Annotated in this window: 19 protein-coding genes and 2 tRNA genes; 18 read left to right on the forward strand and 3 right to left on the reverse strand. The window is 42.7% G+C overall.

The features are described from left to right. The first annotated feature begins 15 nt into the window (after positions 1-15). From mutS to J4E76_RS15585, 4 genes are all read left to right on the forward strand, one after another. On the forward strand, positions 16-2,622 hold the full coding sequence (gene mutS, locus J4E76_RS15570; RefSeq protein ID WP_208505716.1) for a DNA mismatch repair protein MutS: 2,607 nt from the start codon (positions 16-18) through the stop codon (positions 2,620-2,622). A 90-nt stretch (positions 2,623-2,712) separates the two neighbouring features. After that, positions 2,713-2,785: transfer RNA gene (locus tag J4E76_RS15575), tRNA-Gly, on the forward strand. Between the two features lie 78 nt (positions 2,786-2,863). Then, a tRNA-Leu gene (locus J4E76_RS15580) sits at positions 2,864-2,947 on the forward strand. A gap of 246 nt (positions 2,948-3,193) precedes the next feature. After that, complete coding sequence (locus J4E76_RS15585) at positions 3,194-4,624, forward strand: alpha-L-fucosidase (protein ID WP_208505717.1); 1,431 nt, start codon at positions 3,194-3,196, stop codon at positions 4,622-4,624. Here J4E76_RS15585 and J4E76_RS15590 read toward each other — a convergent pair. Both J4E76_RS15590 and J4E76_RS15595 read right to left on the reverse strand, forming a co-directional pair. Continuing rightward, entirely contained in the window at positions 4,602-5,693 is a 1,092-nt protein-coding gene (locus J4E76_RS15590; RefSeq protein WP_208505718.1) for an acyltransferase family protein, read from the reverse strand. The two genes, J4E76_RS15585 and J4E76_RS15590, sit on opposite strands and share 23 nt — an antisense overlap. Positions 5,694-5,695: 2 nt before the next feature. Beyond that, the gene (locus J4E76_RS15595) at positions 5,696-6,280 is read right to left on the reverse strand and encodes an ankyrin repeat domain-containing protein (RefSeq protein ID WP_208505719.1); all 585 of its coding nucleotides are present in this window, start codon (positions 6,278-6,280) and stop codon (positions 5,696-5,698) included. A gap of 233 nt (positions 6,281-6,513) precedes the next feature. Here J4E76_RS15595 and J4E76_RS15600 point away from each other — a divergent pair, with 233 nt between their 5' ends. Then, positions 6,514-8,601, forward strand: a complete 2,088-nt coding sequence (locus J4E76_RS15600; RefSeq protein ID WP_208505720.1) for a helix-turn-helix domain-containing protein — start codon at positions 6,514-6,516, stop codon at positions 8,599-8,601. A gap of 10 nt (positions 8,602-8,611) precedes the next feature. Here the strand turns inward: J4E76_RS15600 and J4E76_RS21210 are convergent, their stop codons facing one another. After that, the gene (locus J4E76_RS21210; RefSeq protein ID WP_208505721.1) at positions 8,612-9,478 is read right to left on the reverse strand and encodes an AraC family transcriptional regulator; all 867 of its coding nucleotides are present in this window, start codon (positions 9,476-9,478) and stop codon (positions 8,612-8,614) included. A 111-nt stretch (positions 9,479-9,589) separates the two neighbouring features. Between J4E76_RS21210 and J4E76_RS15610 the strand changes: the two genes are divergently transcribed. The 13 genes from J4E76_RS15610 (at position 9,590) to J4E76_RS15670 (ending at position 25,517) form a co-directional block, all read left to right on the forward strand. Further along, entirely contained in the window at positions 9,590-10,936 is a 1,347-nt protein-coding gene (locus J4E76_RS15610; protein ID WP_208505722.1) for an L-fuconate dehydratase, read from the forward strand. Continuing rightward, a complete protein-coding gene (locus J4E76_RS15615) occupies positions 10,923-11,684 on the forward strand; it encodes an SDR family NAD(P)-dependent oxidoreductase (RefSeq protein WP_208505723.1) in 762 nt (253 codons plus the stop codon). The genes J4E76_RS15610 and J4E76_RS15615 overlap by 14 nt, the downstream gene beginning before the upstream one ends. Next, entirely contained in the window at positions 11,681-12,535 is an 855-nt protein-coding gene (locus J4E76_RS15620; RefSeq protein WP_208505724.1) for a fumarylacetoacetate hydrolase family protein, read from the forward strand. The genes J4E76_RS15615 and J4E76_RS15620 overlap by 4 nt, the downstream gene beginning before the upstream one ends. Further along, positions 12,532-13,359: an amidohydrolase gene (locus J4E76_RS15625; RefSeq protein ID WP_208505725.1), complete on the forward strand. Its 828-nt coding sequence runs from the start codon at positions 12,532-12,534 to the stop codon at positions 13,357-13,359. Before J4E76_RS15620 ends, J4E76_RS15625 begins: the two co-directional genes overlap by 4 nt. Before the next feature lie 9 nt (positions 13,360-13,368). After that, the gene (locus tag J4E76_RS15630) at positions 13,369-14,205 is read left to right on the forward strand and encodes an SUMF1/EgtB/PvdO family nonheme iron enzyme (RefSeq protein WP_208505726.1); all 837 of its coding nucleotides are present in this window, start codon (positions 13,369-13,371) and stop codon (positions 14,203-14,205) included. Next, positions 14,205-15,683 (forward strand): alpha-L-fucosidase, encoded by a 1,479-nt coding sequence (locus J4E76_RS15635; protein WP_208505727.1) that lies wholly within the window; start codon positions 14,205-14,207, stop codon positions 15,681-15,683. The genes J4E76_RS15630 and J4E76_RS15635 overlap by 1 nt, the downstream gene beginning before the upstream one ends. 6 nt (positions 15,684-15,689) lie before the next feature. Beyond that, on the forward strand, positions 15,690-16,598 hold the full coding sequence (locus tag J4E76_RS15640) for an alkaline phosphatase (protein WP_208505728.1): 909 nt from the start codon (positions 15,690-15,692) through the stop codon (positions 16,596-16,598). Then, positions 16,595-18,127, forward strand: coding sequence for a sulfatase (locus tag J4E76_RS15645; protein WP_208505729.1), 1,533 nt, complete (start codon positions 16,595-16,597; stop codon positions 18,125-18,127). The genes J4E76_RS15640 and J4E76_RS15645 overlap by 4 nt, the downstream gene beginning before the upstream one ends. A gap of 94 nt (positions 18,128-18,221) precedes the next feature. Next, positions 18,222-18,641 carry a DUF1761 domain-containing protein gene (locus J4E76_RS15650; RefSeq protein ID WP_208505730.1) on the forward strand — a complete coding sequence of 140 codons (420 nt, stop codon included), beginning with the start codon at positions 18,222-18,224 and terminating at the stop codon, positions 18,639-18,641. Between the two features lie 110 nt (positions 18,642-18,751). Continuing rightward, on the forward strand, positions 18,752-20,119 hold the full coding sequence (locus J4E76_RS15655) for a sulfatase (protein ID WP_208505731.1): 1,368 nt from the start codon (positions 18,752-18,754) through the stop codon (positions 20,117-20,119). Between the two features lie 60 nt (positions 20,120-20,179). Continuing rightward, positions 20,180-21,724: an arylsulfatase gene (locus J4E76_RS15660; protein WP_208505732.1), complete on the forward strand. Its 1,545-nt coding sequence runs from the start codon at positions 20,180-20,182 to the stop codon at positions 21,722-21,724. A 67-nt stretch (positions 21,725-21,791) separates the two neighbouring features. Further along, positions 21,792-22,889: an exo-alpha-sialidase gene (locus J4E76_RS15665; protein ID WP_236017498.1), complete on the forward strand. Its 1,098-nt coding sequence runs from the start codon at positions 21,792-21,794 to the stop codon at positions 22,887-22,889. 3 nt (positions 22,890-22,892) lie between these two features. Then, a complete protein-coding gene (locus J4E76_RS15670) occupies positions 22,893-25,517 on the forward strand; it encodes an alkaline phosphatase D family protein (protein ID WP_208505733.1) in 2,625 nt (874 codons plus the stop codon). The last annotated feature ends 92 nt before the right edge of the window (positions 25,518-25,609 follow it).

Raw genomic sequence — 25,609 nt, forward strand, 5'->3', positions numbered from 1 at the left:
CATCATTTTTTGACTATGGCCAAGACGAAAGAGGCGAAGGAAACTCCATTGATGAAGCAGTACAATGCCATCAAGGCAAAGCACCCAGGAGCACTGCTTTTGTTCAGGGTAGGGGATTTCTATGAAACCTTTGGAGAGGATGCCATCAAGGCCAGTAATGTACTCAACATTGTACTTACTAAAAGGGCCAATGGAGCAGCAAGTCATATCGAATTAGCTGGGTTTCCACACCACTCTTTAGATACCTATCTACCAAAACTGGTTAGGGCCGGAAATAGGGTGGCTATCTGCGATCAGTTAGAAGATCCGAAGTCAGTAAAAGGTATTGTCAAACGTGGAGTAACCGAGCTGGTAACCCCGGGTCTGTCATTCAACGACAATGTACTAGACCAAAAGAGAAATAATTACCTCGCTTCGCTCAGCTTTGGTAAAGACGAAATTGGAGCTGCTTTTCTAGATCTTTCTACTGGAGAGTTTCTCACTGCCCAGGGTAAGCCAGGCTACATCGATAAGCTTGTACAAGGTCTCAACCCTTCTGAATTCATTTTTTCGCGTGCCCAAAAAGAGCAATTTGAAGCGCAATTCGAGGATAACTTCAACACCTATCACCTTGATGATTGGGTGTATGCTTTCGACTATGGTTATGAAAAACTGACCAACCATTTCTCAACCAAGTCGCTTAAGGGTTTTGGTATAGAGGAGATGAACTTGGCCATTGCTGCGGCAGGCGCTGTTCTCTATTACCTAGAAGATACGGAGCACAAAGAAATTGGTCATATAGCTGCCATCAGCCGACTGGAGGAGGACAAATACGTATGGCTTGATAAGTTTACCATTCGAAACCTGGAACTGGTTTATCCTCAGCAAGAGGGTGGAATTCCATTAATTCAGATTCTCGATAAAACCCTAACTCCAATGGGTTCGAGAATGCTAAAGCGCTGGATGGTATTACCTCTTAAAGAGCGTAAGAAGATTGAGGAACGCCTGTCTATTGTCGATGCTTTTCATACTAATAATGACTTGACGGAGAGTGTCGCTGAGGCCATGGATGGAATTGGCGATCTGGAAAGGCTGATTTCGAAAGTCGCGGTAGGAAGAATTAATCCTAGAGAACTTAATCAGCTGAAGAATGCTGTTCAACGCATCGGACCTATCAAGGAGGCGATGGCTAATTCTTCGCAAAAGTCACTTCAGGCCCTGTCGAAGCAATTGGATAAATGTGACAAGCTTCTTGAAAGGATTGAACTGCAATTGAAGGAAGACGCCCCAATGCTTGTGCATCAGGGAGGAATAATTGCAGAGGGAGTGGATGCGGAATTGGATGAGCTTAGATCCATTGCATTCAGCGGGAAAGATTACTTGGTTCAAATTCAGCAGCGCGAATGTGAGGCTACCGGTATTACTTCTCTTAAGATTGCCTATAACAAAGTCTTCGGTTACTATTTGGAAGTGAGTAATGCTCACAAAGACAAGGTGCCCGAAGAATGGATTAGAAAGCAGACTTTGGTGAATGCCGAGAGATACATAACTCAGGAGCTCAAGACTTACGAGGAAAAAATTATCAATGCGGAAGATCAGTATAAGGTCATTGAGCAACGCTTGTTTGCAGACTTGGTGGCTTTCGCTGCCGAATTTACTGCTCAGATTCAGCGCAATGCAGGTGTCATAGCCACCATTGATTGCTTGATTTCATTTGCTAACATCGCGAAAGAGTTCGATTACTGCAGACCTGAGTTAAATGACAAAATGCTAATCGATATCGAGAACGGGAGGCACCCGGTTATTGAACAGCAGTTGCCAGTTGGTGAAAGTTATGTTCCCAATGATGTGTTGCTTGACGATCATACCCACCAGATATTAATCATCACTGGCCCTAATATGGCTGGTAAATCGGCTTTATTGCGACAGACCGCCCTAATTGTATTGATGGCGCAAATGGGCAGCTATGTTCCTGCTTCAAAAGCTAAGTTGGGCATTACCGATAAGGTGTTTACCCGTGTAGGAGCTTCCGATAACCTTTCGAAGGGCGAATCTACTTTTATGGTGGAAATGACTGAGACTGCGAGTATTCTCAATAATCTTTCGGAAAGAAGCTTGATCCTAATGGACGAGATTGGAAGAGGAACGAGTACCTATGACGGTATTTCCATTGCTTGGTCTATCGTGGAATACTTACACAACCATGACAAGTTCAAGGCAAAGACCTTATTCGCGACACATTACCATGAATTGAATCAATTGGAGGAAGACTTCCCTGCCATCAAAAACTTTAATGTCTCGGTGAAAGAGGTAGGCAACAAGGTGATCTTTATGCGCAAGCTGAAAGAGGGCGGCAGTGAGCATAGCTTCGGTATACACGTGGCGCAAATGGCAGGAATGCCAAATCCAGTAGTTATTCGTGCAGCCGAAATCATGAGTCATCTCGAAAAAGATAAGATTCGAAATCAGACAGAGGATAAACTCAGGGATGTTCCTAAGAACAATTTCCAGCTCAATCTATTTGAGGCGGATCCTACCTTCAATGAAATCAAGGAGATTTTGGAGAACCTTGATATCAATACTATTTCTCCTGTGGAAGCACTCTTGAAACTGAATGAAATTAAGGGTAAACTTAAAGAGTAAATTTTTTCAAAAGCCGTTGCAAATTAAAAGGCCTTCACTAAATTTGCAGTCCGTTTCGCAACAAGCGCGAAATTTGCAGTACTGAAATAAGCGAGAGTAGCTCAGCTGGTAGAGCACGACCTTGCCAAGGTCGGGGTCGCGGGTTCGAATCCCGTCTCCCGCTCATAAATGAAGAAGCGTGATCGCGATCACGCTTTTTTAGTTTAGAGCCATTTAAGATAAGGACTACCTAGTAGTCAATGCCGGAGTGGTGGAATTGGTAGACACGCAAGACTTAAAATCTTGTGCTCTTCTGAGCGTATGGGTTCAAGTCCCATCTCTGGTACATAAAAAGCCCCGACATGTCGGGGCTTTTTTCGTTTTACATCAATTTAGATTCTTACTCATCTCGCAAAGAGTCCACTGGGTTCATCTTCTAAATCATCCTCAATTTCATTGCCAAAAGTATTTTATACAAATCGAAGTTTTTATATACCTGCCATAGGCATTGGCTTTTTTCATATCTTCAAAGAGCACTTTTAGAATCACCTGAGACAAGATGAAGACAAAGACCTTAATATTGATTTTTTGTATGACAGCAGCCATTGCATGCGAAAAGGCAGAGCTACCACCAGCACCAATAGGACCACTTCCGAGCCCTCAACAAATTACCTGGCATGAAATGGAATACTATGCCTTCGTGCATTTCAATATGAATACATTTACCGATCTCGAATGGGGACTAGGAGGTGAGTCTCCAAGCCTCTTTAATCCCTCAGAACTCGATACGCGACAATGGGCGAGGGTGGCGAAGGAAGCAGGAATGAAGGCTATAATCCTTACGGCCAAACATCATGACGGCTTTTGCCTCTGGCCGTCAGCATTTACAGAGCACTCTGTTAAGAACAGTCCTTGGAAGGATGGAAAAGGGGACGTAATAAGAGAGTTGGCTGCAGCCTGCAAAGAATATGGTCTAAAAATGGGGCTTTATCTCTCCCCTTGGGATAGAAACCATTCAGACTATGGAAGCCCAGAATACCTTACTTACTACCGAAACCAGATGCAAGAGATTTTGACCAACTACGGTGAGGTCTTTGAGTTTTGGGTGGACGGGGCTAATGGTGGTGACGGTTACTATGGTGGAGCAAACGAAACGCGGAATGTTGATCGAACTACCTATTATGATTGGGACAGTACCTTTGCTTTGGCAAGGTCATATCAACCCGAAATCGTGTCGTTTAGTGATGGCGGTCCTGAAGTACGTTGGGTAGGGAATGAACGAGGTATTGCTTCCGAAACGAATTGGGCTTTGTTAAAACGAGCCGATTTTGCCCCGGGAGTGGCAGATAGCAAGCTTTTGGGCACGGGCCAAATAGATGGTACACATTGGGTTGCTGCTGAGTGCGATGTATCCATTCGACCGGGTTGGTACTATCATGAAAGCCAAGATGATCAGGTAAAATTACTGAGCCACCTTTTGGATATCTACTATAAATCTGTAGGCCGAAATGCCAATTTGCTTTTGAATTTGCCTGTCGATCGCAGAGGACGGGTTCATGAAAATGATGTGAAAGCCCTTAAGGAACTGAGAAAGGCATTGGATCAAACTTTTGCCGAAAACGTTGCATTACAAGCGAAAGTCATTGCCTCAAATTCACGTGGGAAGAATTTCTCACCATCACTGGTTACTGACGCTGAAAAGTCCACTTATTGGGCAACCGAAGATGATATAATTGAAAGTTGGATAGAGCTTGATTTTGGAAAGGAGATCGATTTGAACAGGCTTGTCTTGCAAGAACATATTGCACTGGGTCAGCGAGTAATTTCCTTCAAAGTTGAAGCTTATGTTGATGGAGGTTACAATGAAATTGCCCGTCAGTCCACAATTGGATACAAGCGAATTCTGAGACTTCCGGATACAAAAACGGACAAGCTTAAGGTCACCATTCTTGACGCGAAAGCCTGTCCGACAATTTCAAATATTGAAGTTTACATGGCAACTACTGAGCCTTCTTATCCTTAGGCCTTTTATTATTCTTCAACCCAAAAAGCGGTCTCAAAAACCACACCCGTCTAATTATGAACTCATAGGTGAGTAAGCAACTAATTCCCGTGAAGAGAATCAATAAGATGAATTGGGCAAAAGCCGGTATGTCCAATGGAAAAATCAGCAATGAGCCAAGGTATAGCGCGGCCATATGTATGATATAAATAGGGTAGACTGCCTGACTTAAATATGTCAGTGCCTTACTCGGTCTGTTCAGATAAGTAAATCCAATTCCTAGCACGGCAAATACCCATAAATTAGACTCAATTGATTTCAGGTAGTTGGGTCCCAAAAGCTCAAAATTGAATAGTCTGTAGAGATACATACCAAAAGCCACGGCCAGTAAAGCCCACTTCCATTTAATTACCGTTTTTGTAAAAGTCTCTCCTGCGTAGATAAAGCAGTAGCCAAAAAAGAAGGCCAGAAACCCGATAAAGTAGCCGTGAGTGGTCATAGCATAAGTTTCAAAACTAGCCGGTTTGACAACCATTGATTCAATAACAAAGGGTATGATTACTATCAACAAGCCAAACGGATTTTTGAAAAGTGAGACCAAAAGTTTGTGAAACCTGCCTTGCTCGTTTCTTTTTAGGTAGTAGAAGAGTGGTGAAAGAACCACTACGTAAATCAAGATGTTACCTAAGAACCAGAGGTGTGCTGGGTTAGACACATAAGAGGGTGGAATGTCATAGTAACTTTGCCAGACTAGAAAATGTAACGGTACGATCGCAAAAATCCCAAATGCATAAGGGATTAGAATTCGCTGTCCTCTTTCTTTCATCAATTGACCCCAGCCGCGCTTACGCATGGCAAAAGCAACTCCCATTCCCGATACGAAAAAGAGTAGAGGAATGCGCCAAATATTGAGGGCTGACATAGGAACCCAAATAGATTCCATTGGTTCGTTGCTCAGAATAAAGCCGATAAAGCCACCCCAGGGTTGAAAACCAATCGCTATATGGTAAATGAGTAGAAGGCCAATGGCGATGACTCTTAGCCAATCAATATCATACCTTCGCTGATCTATGGAGTTATTGGATTCCATTATTACTGTTTTTGGCTGATGAGTGCGGCTATGGCCTCACGTTGCTTAGCAAGGTCTTCATAGTCAAATTTCAACCCGAGTGGTGCCAAATCTCTTTTTATTTGATCGTATATAGCTTTAACATCTTTGAACGGTGCCTGTACTGATTCCAAAGCTGTAGAACCAAAGCTGTTGCGGGCATTTGTGTTAGCACCTTTTGCAAGAAGCGCCTTCACAATTTCTGTTCTACCGAAGAATGCAGCTGAATGTAGAGCGGTTGATCCATCAGCACTGGTAGCCTCAATGTCTGCACCCCCTTCTATAAGGGCTTTCGCGGCTTCAGTTTTATCGAATGTAATGGCAATGGTTAATGCTGTAGAACCGAAATCGTCTTTTTGATTGAGTTCTGTTCCCGCTGCAATGTGTTGTTTGACCAAATCAGTCTTTCCTAAAAAGGCAGATTCGAATAGTGTTTGCGTAGGGGCTTTTGCCGATTTATCTTCACTGTTTTCCTTTTTTTCAGCATTGCATGACTGAAGAGAAAAACCAATTGTCAATAGTAAGATGGCTACTCCGACTTTTAAAAAATTTGTCTTTTTGTATTTCATGATAATGGTATTTGAGTTTTACTTTTTTCTGATAATACAAAGGTCCTCAAATGTTTTAGGCCATCGCATATAGGAATGTTGCGGATTATATCAGCTATGCTAAAAACTTTGAAATTATGACTTATGACTATAAACTATGACGCAAACCCCTGTTTAAATCAAATTTAAAGGGTTTGGAATTGGTAACTATCCTGCCCTTTTTTGTAACAATATTAAATGTGCAAACTGACTAGATGTCGAACTTCTTGAACATAGAAAGTGACTTCCTTGATAAGACAATCTTGAAGATTCAAGAGAATCTGTCGGATGAAGGCTTTGGTGTTTCTGAATTGGCCGAAAGTTTGGATATGAGTAGATCTAATCTGCTTAGGAAGGTTCAGAAACTGACGGACATGTCGGTGAGTGTTTTGATTAGACAGACACGACTTCATCACGCACAGGAGTTCTTGCGGAGTGATGAGCTGACGGTTTCAGAAGTTTCCTACAAGGTAGGTTTCAATAGCGTTTCCTACTTTACAAAATGCTACCGAGAGCATTATGGTTATCCCCCTGGGGAAGAAAGACCAAAGTTTTTGGAGTCCAAGTCAAACCCTCCAAAGGACGATAGCCATAATGTAGTTTCGAAAAGATGGCTTGTACCAATAGCGGTGATGTTAGTTATCGTTTTAGCAATTATTTTCTTTCCCAAGCAAGAGCAATCGAGGAATCCAAGTCTTGAGAAATCCATAGCCGTTCTGCCATTTAAAAATGACAGTAATGACTCCAGCAATATTTACATAGTCAACGGCCTGATGGAAGCCGTTCTAAACAACCTGCAAAAGATTGAAAACTTAAGAGTAGTCAGCAGGACTTCTGTAGAGAGTTATCGTGATAATGCCAAGTCAATTGGTGAAATAGCCGAGGAGCTTAATGCTGACTATATAGTAGAGGGCAGTGGCCAAAAGGTCGGAGATCAAATCTTGTTGACAATTCAATTGATTGAGGCACCTAAAGATGATCACTTGTGGTCCGAGCAGTACCAAAGATCTTCAAGCAATATTTTTGAGCTTCAGGCTGAGGTTGCTAAAGACATTGCGCAAAGGATCGAGGTTTATATTTCTCCAGATGAAATCAGGCGAATTGAAAAATTACCGACAGAAAATGCATTGGCCTACGATTACTTTCTTAGAGGGCTGACTATTCTGAATGAGATTTTTGGCTCAGATCTCGATCAAGCACTGGACTACTTCAAAAAGTCAGTAGAGGAGGATCCTAACTTTGCACTGGGCTATGCGCATATGGCCATCTGTTACTACTATTTAGACCTCTATGCTGCTGAAAAGCAATTTGCTAGAGAGATAAGCGAGCTTTCTGACAGAGCCCTCTTCCTAGACCCTGAACTATTTGCTAGCCAGGTGGCGAAAGGGCTTTTTTATATGCAGGATCGCCAATATACCCTAGCCATAGAATACTTCGAAAAGGCACTGAATTTCAGCCCTAACGCTGTAAGCGCCCACAATTTCCTGTCAGAAATTTACAATGTTTATTTGCCGAATACGAGAAGGTATTTGACGCATGCACTCAAGGCCATCAGGTTGGATAATACCAATATAGATTCTACCCTCACAAGTATATCCTTTCTACATCTGAGTAATGCGCTGGCTCAAACTGGCTTTTTTGATGAAGCTGAAGCATTTGCCGAAAAGTCAATCGCCCTCGACTCAACAAACCTGTTTTCACAATACCTGTATCCATACATTAAAATGGCTCAAGGTAACGACCTGCAAACAACAGTGGGTCTAGTAAAGGAAGTTTTGAATAAAGACACTACACGCCTGGATATCATTCAAGAGGTGGCAAAGCTCTATTATACGATGGAAAGGTATGAGGAGGCTGCATTTTATTACGATGTTTTCAACACCATAAAGGCCCAGTATGGGCTAAACATATTTGATGGTGAGTCAATAAAGATTGCTTATATCTATGACCAATTGGGTAGAGAAGAGGAGGCAAAAGAGCAAATGAAAATATATTACGCATACGCTCAAAATGACAATTCTATCTATAAGGACCTCATGTTCTCGAGCTACTATGCTTATATGGGTGATATTGAAGAGGCCATTGAATACTTAAAGAAATTCTCAGAGCAAAGGGACTACTTTTATTGGTTGGTAATGATGATGAAGGATGATCCTATTATGAAACCACTTCAGGTTCATCCTGATTATGCACCAACGATGAAGAAAATTGACGATCAGTTTTGGGAAGATCATAAAGCGACAAGAAAAATGCTTGAGGAAGAGGGGCTAATTCAAAGTACTTTTAGACAAAGTAGATTTTGATATTCTACTATTAGGCCTTCCGTGATAATAGGTAGGCCGAAGGCGACAAACCCATTTTCTTTTTAAACTGCCTGTTGAAATGCGAAATATTATTGTAGCCGCAGTAATAGCTTATTTCTAGAATTCCCATCTGCCTTTCCACAAGCATTTTGCAAGCAAAACCAATCCTTATTTCGTTTAAAAATTCCGTGAAAGTTTTCTGCGTGGTTCGTTTAAAATACCTGCAAAACGAAGACTTATTCATGCTTACTAAATCAGCAATATCATCTACATTAATGTCCTCTTGAAAATGATGCATTACATAATCATACACCTTGTCAAGCTTAAGATCTCCAGCCTGCTCAAAATGATTTACAAAACCAGAGCTAGCGATTGTTTTCGCATCACCGTCTTTACATAAGTCCGCCAGAATGGCCAAGAAGCCCAGCATACGGGATAGGTCATCAACTTTATCAAGAGCTTCTATCTTAGGCCCCACCAATTCAACAGTCCTGGCAGAGAATTTCAACCCAAGTTTTGCCTTCTCCATCAACGTGTGGAATTCAACTAGTTCTGGAATGTCCGAGAAAGTAGTGTTCAGGAAAGTCGGGTTGAAGTGTATAGCATGAGCCTCAGCCCGCTTTTTAGAGTCAGGCTCAAAATAAGCATTATCGTTTTGATACATATGAGGCAGATTACTGCCTATAAGAATCAATTCACCTGCCTGAAACCGGTCAATATTGTCTCCAATAAAACGTGTACCCTCACTCCTAACGATATAAACCAATTCAAGCTCAACATGATAATGCCACACCTTAAGAAAGTATGGGAAGTCATGACGTGCTACGGAAAATGAGTGGTCAGGAGTGGCACCTCTTTTTAGTAATGTTGCTTTCACTGACATTAATTTAGCAAGAAGAACAAGAATTCATTACTCTATCGCAAAAATAGTGTAAGTAAGGGGATACTTCATCGTAGTATTGAAGACCTTAATTTGAGAGATTGCTTTATGTTCAAAAATGGCATCGACTCCGTATGCACCATTGTAAGCTATGAGGTGAAAGATATTCGTTTTCCCACTAGTAAAACCCAAGATGGGTCGGATGCTATGAATCCTGACCCCGACTATTCTGCTGCTTATTTAATGCTTAAAACGAATATTCCAGGGTTGGAAGGACATGGACTCACCTTCACTATAGGCAGAGGCAATGAAATATGCGTGCAAGCCATCAGAGCATTTATGCCACTGGTTATTGGGAAAAATCTCACTGATATTACAACTGATATGGGAGGCTTTTGGAAGTCTCTTAATGGCGATAGCCAACTCCGGTGGCTAGGGCCGGAAAAAGGAGTAATACACATTTCAATGGGTGCTGTCATTAACGCTGTTTGGGACCTATGGGCGAAATATGAGGAAAAACCATTATGGAAATTAGTAGCCGACATGAGTCCCCAGCAACTGGTTTCATGTGTAGACTTCACATATATCACTGATGTAATTACACCTGAAAAAGCATTACAAAACTTAACCGAACTAGCCGAGACTAAGTCCAATCGAATTGATAACCTCAAACATAATGGATACCCAGCCTACACCACATCCGCTGGATGGCTAGGGTACTCAGATGATAAAATCAGACGATTGTGTAGAGAAGCAGTAGCAGAAGGTTGGAACCATGTAAAAATGAAAGTGGGGAGTAACCTGGAAGATGATGTCAGAAGAGCCACTATCATCCGCGAAGAAATAGGTGATGAGCGAAGCCTCATGATGGATGCCAATCAGAAATGGGATGTGAACGAAGCCATTCAGAATATGGAAACACTTAGGCAATTCAACCCACTTTGGATAGAAGAGCCAACCAGTCCTGACGATATTCTTGGGCATAAAACTATAGGCGACACACTCGAATCGGTCAAAATAGCCACAGGCGAACATTGTCAGAACCGAGTTATGTTCAAGCAATTTATGACATCAGGTGCCATGGATATTTGCCAAATAGATAGTTGTCGATTGGCAGGTGTAAACGAGGTGCTAGCTGTCTTAATGATGGCGCATGAATTAGATATTCCGGTCTGCCCTCATGCAGGAGGAGTTGGGTTATGTGAGTATGTTCAGCATTTAGCCATGATAGACTACATCTGCATTAGCGGCACACTCGAAAATCGGGTTGTGGAATATGTAGACCATCTTCATGAACACTTTGAAGCACCAGTGAAAATTAAGAATGCGGCATACAGTATTCCGATGGACCATGGATATAGCATAACGATGAAAGAAGAATCAATTTCGACATATTCTTACCCAAGGGGAGAATATTGGGAAAACGAAAGGATCAAGGAATATGAGCAGGTTTAGTTTATCAGGAAAAACAGCCATTATCACAGGAGGAGGTAGCGGTATTGGAAAGGCAATGGCCCTTGCATTTGCAGAGTCAGGTGCCAAAGTACACGTACTTGATTCCAACAAAGAAGCAATCGAAGAAGTAACTCAGGTAAATGGCATAGAAGGACAACGATGTGATGTTTCAAATCAGAATGAAATGAAACAAATTATTGATCAAATAGCCTCAAGTAAAGGAGTTGATATTATGATCAATAATGCCGGTATCGCACATATCGGGAATCTTGAAAACACTTCGGAAGAGGATCTTGATAAAATTTATGCCGTCAACGTAAAAGGAGTCTACAATGGCATGAAGGCCGCCATATCGCATATGAAGAGCCGAGGAGGAGTTATTCTCAACCTGGCCTCCGTAGCTTCTTCCGTAGGTATATCAGACAGGTTTGCCTACTCTATGAGTAAAGGAGCTGTACTAACCATGACGCTCTCCGTGGCCAAAGATTATGTAAAAGATAACATTCGCTGCAACTGTATTTCTCCAGGTAGAGTACATACCCCCTTTGTCGATGGATTCATTGCTAAAAATTACCCAGGAAAAGAGGCCGAAATGTTTGAGAAGCTTTCGGCTACACAGCCCATTGGCCGCATGGGAAAGCCTGAAGAAATTGCCAATTTGGCTATATTTCTGTGTTCTGATGAAGCAGCGTTTATTACCGGAACAGACTATCCAATTGATGGTGGATTTATAAAATTGAATACATGAAACTCATACGTTTTGGCCAATCAGGTCAGGAAAAACCAGGAATAATAGATGGTAATGGCGACCGCATAGACGTCAGTAGCTTTGGTGAGGATTTTACCGAAGAGTTCTTCGAAACGGATGGCATCAGTCGATTACGCACTTGGCTATCAAAATCGGCAAACAATTGCCCGAAAGTGTCAAAGGAAACTCGCTTAGGTCCTCCACTATGTAGACCTTCTAAAATTATATGTGTTGGTTTAAACTATGCCAAGCACGCCAAAGAAAGTGGTATGCAATTGCCAACTGAACCAGTCCTTTTCTTCAAAGCAACGAGCGCAATCTGTGGGCCAAATGACGATGTAATTATTCCTAAAAACAGTGTAAAAACAGATTGGGAGGTAGAATTGGCAGTGGTGATTGGAAAAAGGGCTTCTTACGTTTTAGAATCTGAAGCCATGGACTTTGTTGCTGGCTATACAATTCATAATGATGTCAGCGAGCGCGAATTCCAATTAGAAAGAGAAGGCCAATGGGTAAAAGGAAAGAGTAATGACACTTTTGCTCCACTAGGGCCTTGGATTTTAACGGCAGATGAAATTGATAATCCAAGCAACCTCAATCTTTGGCTTAAACTCAATGGGGAAACCATGCAGAATAGCAATACCTCCGATATGGTTTTCAAAATCCCAGAACTCATAAGCTATATAAGTCAATTTATGACCTTACTCCCAGGTGATGTAATCTCAACTGGAACACCCTTTGGAGTGGGGCTTGGGTTGGATCCACAACGTTATTTGGTTCCAGGAGATGTAATGGAACTAGGCATTGATGGTATGGGAGTTGGCAAGCAAAAAGTAATTGCCTACCAATGAGACTAGACGCACATCAACATTTTTGGCAATATGATGCTGGGCGGGACACCTGGATAGATAAATCCATGGTCGTTCTTAAGCGGAACTTTTTACCGGATGAATTGGAAAAAGAGCTGAAAAATTCCGGTATTGATGGATGCATAGTTGTTCAGGCTGACCAGTCAGAGGAAGAAACAGACTATTTGTTAGAACTGGCTTCTCAAAACCAATTTATCAAAGGAGTTGTGGGTTGGGTAGATCTTCAAGCCGATAATATAAAAGATCGATTGGCTCATTACGTGCAGAACAAAAAGCTCAAAGGAGTCAGGCATATTTTGCAGGCCGAGACTCCTGATTTTATGCTCGGAGATAATTTTACGAGAGGTATAAAGGCACTATCAGCATTTAATTTGACATATGACATTTTGATTTTACCTAAACACTTGGGTGCTGTTTTGGAGCTGGTTCACCGGTTTCCAAGACAGCGCTTTGTGTTAGATCATTTGGCAAAACCCGAAATCAAAGATCAAATCTTTTCGCCTTGGAAGGAGGAACTCATGATGCTGGCAGAAATGCCGAATGTCTACTGCAAGGTGTCAGGGTTGACCACCGAAGCTGATTGGCATAGATGGAAACCTCAAGACGTTCATAGTTATTTGGACATAGCATTTGAAGCTTTTGGAACAGACAGACTCATGTATGGGTCTGACTGGCCTGTATGTCTTCTCGCAGGAGGATATACAACGGCTTATGAGCTATTATCTAACTACATGCAGTCATTTGCAGAGGAGGACAAAGAGAAGGTCTTTGGGCTTAACGCGCAAAAATTCTATAACTTGGAATAAGACATCGACATGAAAAGCGGCTTTCCATATCTCGTTCTTGTTCTGTTACTCTTTCTCTTACCAGGGTGTAAATCAGCAACCGATGTACAAGTACCGGAGGGTATGGTGTATGTGCCCAAAGGTGCTGAGGTGAATGCGTATTTCATGGATGAAACTCCCGTCACCGTAGCGCAATTTAGAGCTTTTGTACAGGCAACTGACTATGCGACTGAAGCGGAGATGTTCGGAAACGCAGGAGTATTTACTGTAGAAGCGAATTGGTTTTTAAAAGAAGGAGCCTATTGGGAGTATCCTATGGGGCCGGACTTTCCAAAAGCCCTAGACGATCATCCTGTGACACAAATATCATATAACGATGCGGAGGCCTATGCCCTTTGGGCCGGTAAGCGTCTGCCTTCGGCCGCGGAATGGGAACATGCCGCAAAGGATGGTGAAGACGTCAATACCATTTACAATTGGGGGAATACCCTTGTCGTAAATGATCAGTATAAGGCAAATGTATGGCAAGGATCCTTCCCCTTTGTAAACACATTAAAAGATGGTTTTGAGTACACCTCGCCCGTTGGCCTATTTGGTAAAACCAAACTCGGCCTGACCGATATCTCAGGTAATGTTTGGGAATGGACCACCGACTGGGATATACCCAAAGGCACCTCTCAAAAAGATTATCAAGTCAATCAGATGAGTCAAAAAGTGCTCAGAGGAGGATCATTTCTCTGTGAACCCTCATTTTGCCATGGATACCAAATCACGGGAAAAAGTGAATCCACTCCAGAGACCAGTCTAATGCACACCGGTTTTAGATGTGTAAGAGATATTAAAGAATCAGATTACAAAAAACTATAATGAAGAAACTTCTACCAATCATATGCCTGATCCTTTTGTCAGGGCCTGCTTTTTCGCAGGCAGTCTACGAAGAAGAGCGCTATGTTGCCGAAACCGACCCTTTAGCACTAGCCAAAATCAAACAGTGGCAGGGGTTGAAATTTGGACTCTTGATGCACTGGGGAGCCTATAGTCAATGGGGTATCGTAGAGTCTTGGTCCCTTTGTCCAGAAGAATACGGTTGGTGTGAAAGAACAAAAGGGTCTAACCCTCAAGACTACAACACCTACAAACAAGAATATGAAAACCTAGCCCTTACATTTAACCCCGTAAAGTTCAATCCCGAAAAATGGGCCAAAGCGGCCAGGGCAGCAGGCATGCGATACATGGTTTTCACAACCAAGCATCACGATGGCTTCACGATGTTCGATTCGAAATACACCGACTACAAAGTCACTGGAAGTAAAAGCCTATTTGCAAACCATCCGAAGGCCAACATTACTAAGGAAATATTCGATGCCTTTAGACAACAAGACTTATGGACTGGTGCCTATTTTTCTAAACCAGACTGGCATTCAGAATATTACTGGGACCCATATTATCCGCCAAGAGATAGAAATGTAAACTATGAGCCAGAGGCCAACCCTGAAAAATGGCAGAAGTTCACAGACTACACCCACAATCAAATCTTGGAACTGATGACCGACTATGGCAAAGTAGATATCCTTTGGTTAGACGGGGGTTGGGTGGCTAAAACCCCTAAGGGGGAAATTACGGACTGGTATAGCGGCCAACTTGGTGATAATAATAAGAACGGCTATATCAAGCACCGCATAGTCAACCAAGACATTAAGATGGACGAGTTGGTAGAAAAGGCCAGAAAGAAACAACCCGGTCTTATCGTAGTCGATCGTGCAGTACACGGTAAAAACCAAAACTACTTAACACCTGAAAATAGGGTGCCAGAAAAGCCACTTCCGTTCCCATGGGAGTCCCCAATGATTTCTGGAGGAGGCTGGTCTCACACCTTCAATGCTAAATACATGAGTGGACACAAAGCCATTCATTTGCTAGTGGACATAGTCACAAAAGGAGGAAACCTTCTCCTCAATATTGCTCCTGGTCCTGATGGCACATGGCAACAAGGCGCCTATGATTTACTTGAAGAGTACGCTAACTGGATGGAAGTAAATAGCGAAGGTATTTATGAAACGCACGCCTTGGCACCTTACAAAGAAGATAAGGTCGCCATTACTCAGAAGCCAGACGGAACGACATACTTCTTTTATATGGCAGACGAAAATGAAAAGGTGATGCCATCAGAAATCACAGTCAAGTCACTCCAACCAGATGCAAAGGCATCTGTCAGCCTCCTAGGAAAAGGGAAGCTTAAATGGAGAAAAAGTGACAAAGGCTTTGTGGTGACCATTCCAGAAAAATGGAGAAAAGACCCACCTGCCGATTATGTGTGGACCATTAAAGTGAGCGCGCTTAAATAGAAAACGATGACGAAATCCATTTTTTCGAGCCTCTTTATAGTGATTTTACTCCTCGGGTGCACAACCAATGAACAGGAAGAAACCAGAAAAGCGAAGCATGTAATACTTATAGGATCAGACGGACTAGGTGCATATGCCTTCGATAAAGCTAAGATTCCAAATATTAGAAGAATGATGTCCGAAGGGAGTTATTCACTTCAGGCCAGAGCCGTGCTGCCGTCCTCCAGTGCCGTGAATTGGGCATCTATGATTATGGGTTCCGGTTCAGAACTGCATGGGTATACCGAATGGGGGAGTAAAACGCCCGAATTACCATCCCGAATTGTCGGAGAAGAAGGAATCTATCCGTCTATTTTTAGCCTGATTGATGAGCAATTACCAGAAGAGAAAATGGGTGTCTCCTATACTTGGGGAGGCATTGGATACCTGTTTGAAAAGCAATTGGTAGACCTCGATTATAATGGAAAGACAGATGAAGAAACGGCTGAAACAGCGATTGACTTCTTTGTAGAGAAAAAGCCAGCCCTAACTTTTATTCACTTTGATCAACCAGATGGTGCCGGGCACGGAATTGGACATGACACCCCTGAATATTATGAAGCAGTAGAAGAAATAGATCGTCTGGTAGGCTTAGTAATGGATGCAGTGGAGAAAGCAGGCATGATGGATGATACCATAATCATTTTAAGCTCCGACCATGGTGGAGTAGATAAAGGTCATGGAGGAAAGTCACTGCTGGAAGTAGAAATTCCCTGGATAATTTATGGAAAAGCTGTATCAGCAAACGGTGCACTTTCGTCAAGCATAGTTACCTATGATACGGGATCAACGATTGCATATTTACTTGGTCTTAACCAACCGCAATTCTGGACAGGGAGACCGGTGATGGAAGTCTTTCAAGGAAATAAAGAATGAAGAATTTAAAAGGTTTATTGGTGACAGTGTTGCTGCTGCTTTCTGTTGGCTGTCAAAGTATCAAACAGAAAGAAAAACTCAATATCATTGTTTTTCTTGTTGATGACATGGGTTGGCAAGATACTTCTGTGCCATTTTGGAACGAACGAACCCCCTATAATAACGTTTATCAAACACCAAATATGGAGCGTCTGGCTTCGGCAGGAATGAAGTTCACACAAGCCTATGCCTGTGCAGTTTGTTCACCAACTCGCGTGAGCTTAATGACTGGAATGAATGCGGCACATCATCGAGTGACTAATTGGACATTGAGAAAAGACGTGCAGCCAGTGGCTGATGATGATAAACTGGCGCAACCCGATTGGAATGTAAATGGTATGAGTCCCGATGAAGGTATTCCCAATACCATTTATGCCACCCCATTACCTCAACTACTCAAGGACGCAGGCTACTTCACTATTCATAGCGGAAAAGCGCACTTGGGTGCTATTGGGACACCAGGGTCAGACCCACTAAACCTCGGATTTGATGTGAATATTGCCGGTCATGCTGCAGGAGCACCAGGTAGTTACTATGGAACAGAGTCTTTTGGAAATGATGATCCCAATAGAACAACATGGGCCGTGCCAGGTCTTGAGAAGTATCACGGAAAAGACATTTATCTCTCAGAAGCCATTACCCGCGAAGCAGCCCATGCCATGGATAGTGCTGTAAATAATGACCAGCCATTTTTCCTTTATATGGCGCACTACGCAGTGCATACCCCTATTCAAGGTGATGATAGGTTTGTTCAGAAATACCTAGATCAAGGGCTTTTGCCTACAGAGGCAAAATATGCATCAATGGTAGAAGGAATGGACAAAAGCTTAGGCGACATCATGGATTTTTTGATCGAAAAGCAGATTGAAGAAAACACGGTAATTCTCTTTATGTCTGACAATGGTGGGCTGAGTGCCGTTGCACGCGGTGGCGAAAAACACACGCACAACAAACCCCTAAGTAGTGGCAAAGGATCAGCCCATGAAGGAGGGATTCGGGAACCAATGATTGTAAAATGGCCAGGGAAAGTAAAACCAAATAGTGTAACACATGACTACCTCATTATTGAAGATTTCTTTCCCTCAATATTAGAGATTGCGTCAATAACAGATTACCAAACAGTACAACCCATTGACGGGGTTAGTTTCGTTCCATTGCTAACACATCAAAATGTATCTTCTTCAAAAGACCGGCCACTTTTTTGGCATTACCCTAATCGTTGGGGGCCATTGGGTCCGGGAATTGGTGCCAGTAGCACGGTACGTTTAGGCGACTGGAAGCTAATCTATTACCACAGCGATCGAAGTTTTGAACTCTTTAACCTTCGAGATGATATTGGAGAAACTAGAAACAGAGCATCAGACAGCAGGGAAAAGCTTAAAGAACTTGCCCTCGTCCTGACCAATTACCTAAAACAAGTAAATGCTCAAATGCCATTAGATAAGCAAACCGGGCAGGTGGTCGAGTACCCTTCAGATCTATTGGACTGATAGATTGTTTTGATAAAAATTCTTATCTTCTGCTTGAATACCAGCACATTACAGCTAGTATTCAAGTTATTATCAACCTTAACTAAATTAAAAGATGAGCAATTTGAAAATCAACCACGGAGCCGTGTGGGTGTCCGTAATTTTACTTACAGGTTTAGGATTTCTCTGGTATGGTGCCCTTTTTGGTGAAAAATGGATGGCCTTGGTGGGACTAGATCCAGTAGCCGTAGAAGCTGATCCTCCAGGAGCAGGCGTTTGGATTACTAACATTGTCGCAACAGTAATACCAATGTATGTGCTGGCATGGCTTTTCACGAAACTAAATGTAGACTCAGCACTGAAAGGAGCAAAAATAGGATTGATTATCGCCTTCTCCTTCGTGTTCTTAAGCAAGATGACAAGCGATATGTTTGCCCAAAACCCTTACGAACTTTCCTGGATTGTTGGTGGCTTTGATATGGCGGCCTTGACAATTGCTGGTATAATACTGGGCGCTTGGACAAAGGAAAAGTAGAAAGAGAAAAGTATAGAAAATTAAGAGAAAAGGAGTCAGGAAATAACCCTGGCTCCTTTTTGATTTGTTATCTTATAAGGTGTTAACCAGAACCTCCAAATCATTCTAAAATGAAAAGAATAAGCTATGCAATTTTAATTTTGCTAGTGCTTCAATCCTGTGCTCAGGAGAATGAATCCCAACCCAACATTATCGTAATCTTTGCTGACGATGCAGGCTATGCAGACTTTAGCCTCAATGGTAACAAACAGATTCAAACACCAAATATTGATGCCATAGCAACCAATGGCGTAAAGTTCATGAATGCTTATGTAAGTGGCCCAGTTTGTAGCCCATCAAGGGCAGGTTTATTAACTGGAAGGTACCAGCAACGTTTTGGCCATGAGTATAATATTGGAGGAAACTTCACAAATACAGACCCCGATTCCATTGGCTTGGCAGTTGGCGAAAAAACCATAGCCGATTATTTAAAGAATGATGGCTATCGTACCGCCCTAATTGGAAAATGGCATTTAGGAGAGAAGCCCCAGTTCCATCCAAATCAAAGAGGTTTCGATGAGTTCTTTGGAATGCTCAAAGGAAGTAGTGCATATACATCTGGAAAGGCTAAAAATATTGAAAGGAATGGAGTGCCAGTGGAGGCAATGAGCCTGCCCTATCTAACTGATGCCTTTGGAGACGAGGCGGTGAACTTTATTGAAAGCAAAGGAGAAAAACCATTCTTCCTCTTTTTGTCATTCAATGCACCTCACACACCAATGCACGCTAGAGATGATTACTTGGCGGAGGCGCGAGGGCAATTTGAAACGGAATCTCGGGCTATCAATGCTGCTATGACAAGGTCTTTGGATGAAAATGTTGGTAAAGTAATGCAAGCACTTCGAGAACAAGGCCTAGAAGAAAATACACTTGTCATATTTACAAATGACAACGGTGGAGCAATGCCTTATAATGCCTCTGACAACTCTCCTTTTTCTGGCACAAAAGGCACTTTTTTGGAAGGAGGTATTCACATACCCTTTGTGGCACAATGGCCGGGTAAAATAGAAAAAGGATCGAGCTATAACGCACCCATTATCACATTGGATATTCTGCCCACCGTACTTTCTGCAGCGGGCGGTCAGGTCCCCAATAATTTAGACGGGGTAGATTTTATGCCATACCTTGGACAGTCGAGTAATGTGCCTCATGAAGAACTGTTTTGGAGGCTGGGACATCATGGAGCAGTGCGAAAAGGAGACTGGAAATTAATATGGTTTGATGATATGCCTCCCCGTTTACACAATTTGTCGAGTGATATAGCAGAGCAAATTGACTTAAGTAGGGAAGAACCTGAACTTACCCAAGCCATGCTGGAATCATACCATCAATGGGAGTCTGAATTGATCAGGCCTGTTTGGCGAACTGATACCATATGGAAAGCACATTCCAGAAAGCGCTATGATCAGTCATTTGTCAACTCTCTTAGTAGAAACTAAATGATTACGTGTCAATTAATTATAGTAAATTATTACCCAGTTATTCAACCTTAATCTAGCATGAAGAGAGTTTCCATTTTCCTATTACTAACATTCATCTTTGTTAGCTGTTCGGACACTGAAAAAACGGCTGAAAAGCCCAATATTATCTATATAATGGCCGATGACCTAGGTTATGGTGAACTAGGTATTTACGGACAGACCAAGATTCAAACGCCTAACATAGATGCCCTTGCCAGATCTGGAATGATGTTTACCCAGCATTATTCAGGAGCGCCAGTTTGTGCCCCTGCACGCTACATGCTAATGACTGGAAAACACCCTGGTAATGCACACATTAGAGGGAACGATGAATGGGCATCTCGCGGTGAAGTTTGGAATTACGAGAAAGCAGTTAACGACCCAAACTTGGAAGGGCAACGACCCATTCCAAATGGCACAATGACTGTAGGTAACGTACTACAAAATGCAGGCTATAAGACAGGTGTTGTTGGTAAATGGGGCCTAGGAGCTCCACTCACTGAAGGAATACCCAATAATAGAGGGTTTGACTTTTTCTATGGGTACAACTGTCAGCGTCAGGCACATCAATTGTATCCACGGCATCTTTGGAAAAATGAAGAGAAAGTTTGGACCCAAAATGAACTGGTAGCACCAAGACAAAAGCTAGAAGAAGGTGCTGACCCTATGGACCCAGCCAGTTATGACAAGTTCAATAAGCAACCCGATTACGCACCAGCCCTCATGCAAATAGAAGCCCTCAACTTCATAGAAGAAAACCAAAACGATCCATTCTTTCTCTATTACGCCACTCCAATTCCTCATTTACCCATTCAAGTGCCACAAGAATATACCGATCGGTATATAGAGCTCTGGGGCGAAGAAGAACCATATATTGGTAACAGAGGATATTTCCCACATAGATATCCGAAAGCAGCCTATGCCGGCATGATTACCTATTTGGACGATCAGGTAGGAGAGCTGATCGCTAAACTCAAAGAACTTGGACTGTATGAGAATACGCTCATCATTTTTACGAGCGATAATGGCCCGACCTATACAGGCGGGGTGGATGCACCTTACTTTAACAGTGCCGGACCTTTTGAAACGGCCTATGGACGTACTAAAGGGTTTACGTATGAAGGAGGTATTCGCGTACCGATGATTGCCGCGTGGCCTGGTAAAATAGAAGCAGGTTCTAAAACAGATCACATCTCAGTTTTCTGGGACTTTATGGCGACTGCTGGCGAAATAGCAAAGACTGAAATTCCAGACAATACGGATGGAGTCAGCTATTTACCGACTCTACTAAACCAAGGAAAGCAGCAAGACAGGGAATACCTCTATTGGGAATTCCCTGAATATCAAGGTCAACAAGCTGTGAGAATGGGCGATTGGAAAGGCATTCGTAAAGAGATTAAGAAAGGCAATATGACCCTAGAGCTCTATAACCTCAAAGACGATCCAGCAGAACAAAACGACATTGCCTCGGCTCATCCAGACATCATTAAAAAGATGGAAGATATCATGGTAAAGGAGCACACCTCTGCAACCCTTGATCGATTTAAAATGACCCAACTGGGGGATGTAATGACCGGTAATTGATTTGTTAAAACTCTTCACCAAAGCAAAAATTATTAGAGACTCAATTCTACTTGGGCTACTCCTTTTATTGTCCTGCTGCAAGGCTGCCCCTGACGAAAAATATCAAGCTGTTATAGTTCGAAATCATGGGGATAGTGAAGTAGATACCTATCGAATTCCTGGCTTGGTCACCTCCAAAAAAGGTACCCTGATTGCGGTGTACGACATGCGTAGAAATGGGGCAGTCGATCTACAGGAAGATGTAGACATCGGTATGAGCAGAAGTACCGATAAAGGAGATAGTTGGGAGCCAATGAAGGTAATTATGGATATGGGCGAATGGGGAGGCTTGCCAGAAAATCAAAATGGTATTGGAGATCCATCTGTTCTGGTAGATGAGCAAACAGGTACTATCTGGGTGGCAGCCGTCTGGGCGCATGGGCATCCGGGAGAAAGAAACTGGTGGGCATCAAAACCGGGCATGTCACCTAAAACTACCAGTCAGTTTATGCTTACCAAGAGTGAAGATGATGGCCTTACCTGGTCTCAGCCAATTAACATAACAAGCCAAGTAAAAGAGCCCAAGTGGCATTTATTATTGCAAGGTCCGGGTAAAGGCATTACCATGAGTAATGGCATGCTAGTTTTTCCTGCGCAGTTCAAAGACGAAAACGAAATGCCACACTCCACCATCATTTATAGCCAAGACAGAGGAGAAACATGGGAGATTGGGACAGGAGCAAAACCGAATACAACTGAATCTCAAGTGGTAGAGTTAGAAGACGGAAGCCTAATGCTCAACATGAGAGATAATCGCGGAGGGTCCAGATCTGTTTATACAACCCAAGATATGGGTAAAACGTGGACCGAACACCCCACCTCCAGGAGTGCGCTTGTAGAGCCCGTCTGTATGGCCAGCCTTATCAAACATAACTATAGAGGTAAAGAATATTTGCTCTTTTCCAACCCAAATTCAGTAGAGAAAAGAGAAAATATGACCATCAAGCTAAGCAGTGATATGGGAAGCACATGGCCTGAAGCACATCAACTCCTTTTAGACAAAGGCATTGGCCGTGGATATTCCTGTATGACATCCATAAATGAAGAAACCATAGGTATTCTGTATGAAAGCAGTTTTGCCGATTTGGTTTTTCAGAAAGTCAGGATTTCGGATTTATTGAATTAAAAAATGAGACTTAGAACCTATTTGAAGATTCTTATAGCAACAGCTGTTTTCATAACCGCTTCTTGTACTAATAAAGAACCGGCCGTATTTGAATTTTCGAATGCAGATCGTACTTGGATTGGGCCCGATTTCTGGGCAAACCGGCTTCAAGACTGGAAATTGGAAGGTGGGCAATTGGTTTGCCTAAATGAAACCAATCCAATGCGCACAGTTCATCTATTGACACACAATCTATCCGATAGACAAGGCAATGTTGACTTAGCAGTAGAGCTAAACATGGTTGACTTGGTAAAGGGAAAAGCCAGTGCAGGCATTCTAATTGGAGCAGGTGCTGGTCAAGATTACCGGCAGGCAGCCTTAATACATCATAGCTATGGTAAAAACGGAGGACTGTATGTAGGTATTAGGAGTGACGGCCACCTTTTCCTTCGCGATTTTGAGACTGAAGACACTCACATAGCAGAGGTGACGCTCGTGTCAGAGGTTTTTGAAAGTAAAGTCAACTTGACAATACAAATTAACGAAGAAGGTAGGCTCACGGCAATCGCCAAATCGGAAAGTCAAGAACTTGGAAGACTTGAGAAAATTCCAATTAAAGCGGACCGATTGATAGGTAGTATTGCCCTCGTTTCTAACCCAGACCCCGAAACAAAGAAAGGTCGATTCTCATTTGACAACTGGAGCGTTTCCGGAGATAAAATTGATTTTCATGAAGACCGAATTAATGGGCCAATCATAGGGACTCAGCATACACTTCATGATAATACCGTGAAACTAACAGCCCAACTGATGCCACTAGCCATTACTAACAAGGGTAAAGCCTGGATGGAATTAAAACAGGGAAAAGACTGGAAGAGAATTCAGGAAACGGAAGTGATCAGACCAGGGTATACAGCCCACTTCAGATCTGAGAATTGGGATGATTCTGAAAATCAGATCTACAGGATTGGCTATCATCTAGAGGGTAAAGACTACTATTCGGAAGGTGTCATCAAAAAGAACCCGACTAACAAGGAAGAAGTTGTCGTTGCGGCCTTTACCGGAAATCATAATAACGTCAGGCCAAACCCAACCCGTTGGGGAGGGGTAGATACGGGCAAATTCCCTTGGGATTGGGGACTGTGGTTTCCCCATACCGATCTGATAAATAATTTCATGCAGCACCAACCCGATGTTCTGTTCTTTAGTGGTGACCAGGTATATGAAGGTGCCAGCCCCACCTGGGCCGATAGAAAAAATGGAGAACTCGACTATCTATACAAATGGTATCTCTGGTATTGGGCATTTGGAGAATTAACCGCAGAAATTCCAACTATAACTATCCCAGACGATCATGATGTATACCACGGTAACATTTGGGGAGCTGGAGGAAGGCTCGCCAAACCAGGGGCTCTGGGAGGTACAGCACAAGATGGTGGCGGATATAGAATGCCTGCTGATTGGGTTAAAATGGTAGAACGAACTCAGACCAGTCACATGCCCGACTCCTTCGACCCAACTCCTGTGGAACAAGGGATAGGGGTTTACTATACAGACTTTACCTACGGAGGGGTGAGTTTCGCTGTGCTAGAAGATCGAAAGTTTAAATCTGCCCCAAGAGCACTTCTTCCCAAAGCCAATGTTGGCAACGGATGGGCTAGAAATAAGGACTTTAATCCAAAAAAGAGCGCAGATGTTGATGGCGCGATATTGCTAGGAGAAAGACAATTAGACTTTTTAGAAAACTGGGCAGCCGACTGGTCAGAAAAAACCGAAATGAAAGCAGTACTCTCTCAAACCATTTTTGCTGATGTGGTCACTTTGCCTTCGACTGAGATTAATGACGCCAATTTTCCAGGATTAGAGATTTATGAAAAAGGAGATTATGCACCGGACGATGTGCCTGCTGCTGACATGGATTCCAATGGTTGGCCACAAACAGGAAGGAACAAAGCAGTCAAGAAATTGAGAAAAGCCTTTGCCGTACATATTGCTGGAGATCAGCACCTGGGAAGCACGATCCAGTATGGTGTAGATGAATATAATGATGCTGGGTTTGCACTTTGCGTCCCTTCAATTGCTAATTTCTATCCTAGAAGATGGTTTCCAAAGGAACCTGGAAGTAACCGAGTGGAAGGTTCACCTATATATACCGGAGATCACGAGGATGGATTTGGGAATAAAATGACAGTGCATGCAGTTTCTAATCCCTATATCAGCAATAAACCCCCAGCTGAACTTCATGACAGAGCAGCAGGCTATGGCGTTGCACGGTTTAATAAAACGGCCAGGACCATCACATTTGAGAACTGGCCGCGCTGGGCCGACCCATCAAAAGGAGACAAACCATATGAAGGGTGGCCAGTAATTATTAACCAAGAAGATAACTATGGTCGCGAGGCACAAGGTCACCTACCAGAAGTTCGAGTTTCAGGCATAGTTGATCCGGTGATTCAGGTCTATGACGAAACAGATCAGGAGATAATCTATACGCTGAGAATTAAAGGAAATAGATTTGTGCCGAAGGTTTTTGAAACCACCCATAAGTACACTGTAACTATCAGTGATTATTCGGGAAGTGCGGTAGTGCAATCATTCCGAGGGTTGGATGTCCAGAATATCGAAACTCTCAAAGTGGACTTTAATTAGAGATAAACAGATATTTTATTTACACTATTCTGTCCTGATTATTTGATTAAGGCAAATATAGTGTCTATTGAGGCGAATGTCTTACTAGAATG

This window comes from Roseivirga sp. E12 (genome assembly GCF_017592825.1).
Lineage (GTDB): Bacteria > Bacteroidota > Bacteroidia > Cytophagales > Cyclobacteriaceae > Roseivirga.

Coding starts and splice junctions, on each gene's coding strand:
- mutS (WP_208505716.1), top strand. CDS start 16: ATGGCCAAGACGAAAGAGGCGAAGGAAACTCCATTGATGAAGCAGTAC.
- J4E76_RS15595 (WP_208505719.1), bottom strand. CDS start 6,280: ATGAAATACAAAAAGACAAATTTTTTAAAAGTCGGAGTAGCCATCTTA.
- J4E76_RS15625 (WP_208505725.1), top strand. CDS start 12,532: ATGAGACTAGACGCACATCAACATTTTTGGCAATATGATGCTGGGCGG.
- J4E76_RS15610 (WP_208505722.1), top strand. CDS start 9,590: ATGTTCAAAAATGGCATCGACTCCGTATGCACCATTGTAAGCTATGAG.
- J4E76_RS15650 (WP_208505730.1), top strand. CDS start 18,222: ATGAGCAATTTGAAAATCAACCACGGAGCCGTGTGGGTGTCCGTAATT.
- J4E76_RS15630 (WP_208505726.1), top strand. CDS start 13,369: ATGAAAAGCGGCTTTCCATATCTCGTTCTTGTTCTGTTACTCTTTCTC.
- J4E76_RS15660 (WP_208505732.1), top strand. CDS start 20,180: ATGAAGAGAGTTTCCATTTTCCTATTACTAACATTCATCTTTGTTAGC.
- J4E76_RS15635 (WP_208505727.1), top strand. CDS start 14,205: ATGAAGAAACTTCTACCAATCATATGCCTGATCCTTTTGTCAGGGCCT.
- J4E76_RS15670 (WP_208505733.1), top strand. CDS start 22,893: ATGAGACTTAGAACCTATTTGAAGATTCTTATAGCAACAGCTGTTTTC.
- J4E76_RS15600 (WP_208505720.1), top strand. CDS start 6,514: ATGTCGAACTTCTTGAACATAGAAAGTGACTTCCTTGATAAGACAATC.
- J4E76_RS15640 (WP_208505728.1), top strand. CDS start 15,690: ATGACGAAATCCATTTTTTCGAGCCTCTTTATAGTGATTTTACTCCTC.
- J4E76_RS15585 (WP_208505717.1), top strand. CDS start 3,194: ATGACAGCAGCCATTGCATGCGAAAAGGCAGAGCTACCACCAGCACCA.
- J4E76_RS15645 (WP_208505729.1), top strand. CDS start 16,595: ATGAAGAATTTAAAAGGTTTATTGGTGACAGTGTTGCTGCTGCTTTCT.
- J4E76_RS15615 (WP_208505723.1), top strand. CDS start 10,923: ATGAGCAGGTTTAGTTTATCAGGAAAAACAGCCATTATCACAGGAGGA.
- J4E76_RS15655 (WP_208505731.1), top strand. CDS start 18,752: ATGAAAAGAATAAGCTATGCAATTTTAATTTTGCTAGTGCTTCAATCC.
- J4E76_RS15620 (WP_208505724.1), top strand. CDS start 11,681: ATGAAACTCATACGTTTTGGCCAATCAGGTCAGGAAAAACCAGGAATA.
- J4E76_RS15590 (WP_208505718.1), bottom strand. CDS start 5,693: ATGGAATCCAATAACTCCATAGATCAGCGAAGGTATGATATTGATTGG.